Source organism: Streptomyces sp. SID14436 (assembly GCF_010548465.1).
GTDB lineage: Bacteria > Actinomycetota > Actinomycetes > Streptomycetales > Streptomycetaceae > Streptomyces.
Genome location: NZ_JAAGMD010000308.1, coordinates 1 through 1,325, shown reverse-complemented (window position 1 = coordinate 1,325; position 1,325 = coordinate 1). Strand labels below are relative to the sequence as shown.

Annotated in this window: 1 protein-coding gene and 1 pseudogene; both read left to right on the top strand. The window is 73.7% G+C overall.

The annotated features are described in order from the left end of the window. Window positions 1-276 (top strand): annotated as a pseudogene (locus tag G3I53_RS11170) (acyl-CoA dehydrogenase family protein); the annotation flags it as partial. A 521-nt stretch (window positions 277-797) separates the two neighbouring features. Further along, window positions 798-1,262 carry an ATP-binding protein gene (locus G3I53_RS11165; protein ID WP_164348323.1) on the top strand — a complete coding sequence of 155 codons (465 nt, stop codon included), beginning with the start codon at window positions 798-800 and terminating at the stop codon, window positions 1,260-1,262. The last annotated feature ends 63 nt before the right edge of the window (window positions 1,263-1,325 follow it).

Sequence of the window (1,325 nt, the reverse complement as noted above, 5' to 3'; positions counted from 1 at the left end):
GGGCATGCTGGTGCGCGCCGGGACGGCCCGCGCCGCGGTCTGCGCGGCCGCCGTCACCGCCGACCCGGTGGACATCGCCGCCGCCCGGCTGCTCGCCGACCGGGCCGCCGTGCGCTCCGCGCGGGACTGCCTCCAGGTGCACGGCGGCATGGGCATCACCTGGGAGTCGGAGGTCCACTGCACCTCGAGCGCGCCTGGATCCGGACCCACCGTGCGGGCGGAGCCACGGAGAGTGAGGAACGGCTGGCGGTGGATCTGCTCGCCGACGGCGCCTGAACGGGGCTCCCGCCAGCGCAGTTCCCCGCCTCCGCCGCGCGAGGGGCCGGGAGATGTCACGGATCGTGGCATCGGGGGGTCACGCAGCGTTGATACCTTCTTGTGCCCTGCGCGGGACTCGTCACGGCCTGTCGCCGGGCGTCCGCTCCGGTACCTTGTGTGGGATGCGAGTGGTTATGAGCACGCACCGCACCGGAGTTGCCCTCGGGGCCGCGCCGGATCCGCTGGTGTCTGCCCCTGCTCGCCGGGTGGCCGGGCTCGTCGCCGCCGCCTGTTCGACTCCCCGGGCCGGGCGTCGCACAGTATGCCCCACGGGTACTCCTTCGCGCTGGAATATGCCCGAAGCGCTTGTTGGGGTGACTGTACGTCAACCATGCTGTGCCACAAGGGATTCACGGTCCGTGATCCCTGCCCCGGCCGTTGTTCTGGCCATGCAGAAAATGGCTACGATCGTGGCCTACGTGAGGCGCGAGCCTAAGTGTCCGCCGGTTCGGATGGTGTGAGCGGTGCAGGTGCTTCGAGTGCAGCTGGATATCCGGCCCGACCCCGCCGAGGTGGGGCGTGCCCGGCGGTGGGCCCGCTCGCGACTGGCCGGTTCCGGCATAGAGCCCGACGAGCCGCTCGCGGAGACGCTGATCCTGCTCGTGTCGGAGCTCGTCACCAACGCCGTGGTGCACACCGGCTGTCCGGCGGTCCTGTGCCTGTCCCTGCCGGGCGAGCCGGGCGAGGAGGCCACCGTCCGGCTGGAGGTGGCCGACCGCAGCGGCCGGGCGCCGGTGCCGCGCTGTGTGGACGGCGAGGCGACCGGCGGGCGCGGACTCGCCCTCGTCGACGGCCTGGCCGACCGCTGGGGCTGGAGCTCCGAGGGCACCGGCAAGCGCATCTGGTGCGAACTCGACCGCTGCGCGCGGCCCGGAGACTCCGCTCCCGCCTGCGGCGGCACAACGGTGACGACGTACGACGGGCTGGCGTACGAGGCGGTGTAGGCGCCCGGCGTCCCGCGCCCAGCCCTCCGCGGCAGCCCCCGGCGCCCGGCGTCCCGCGCTCCG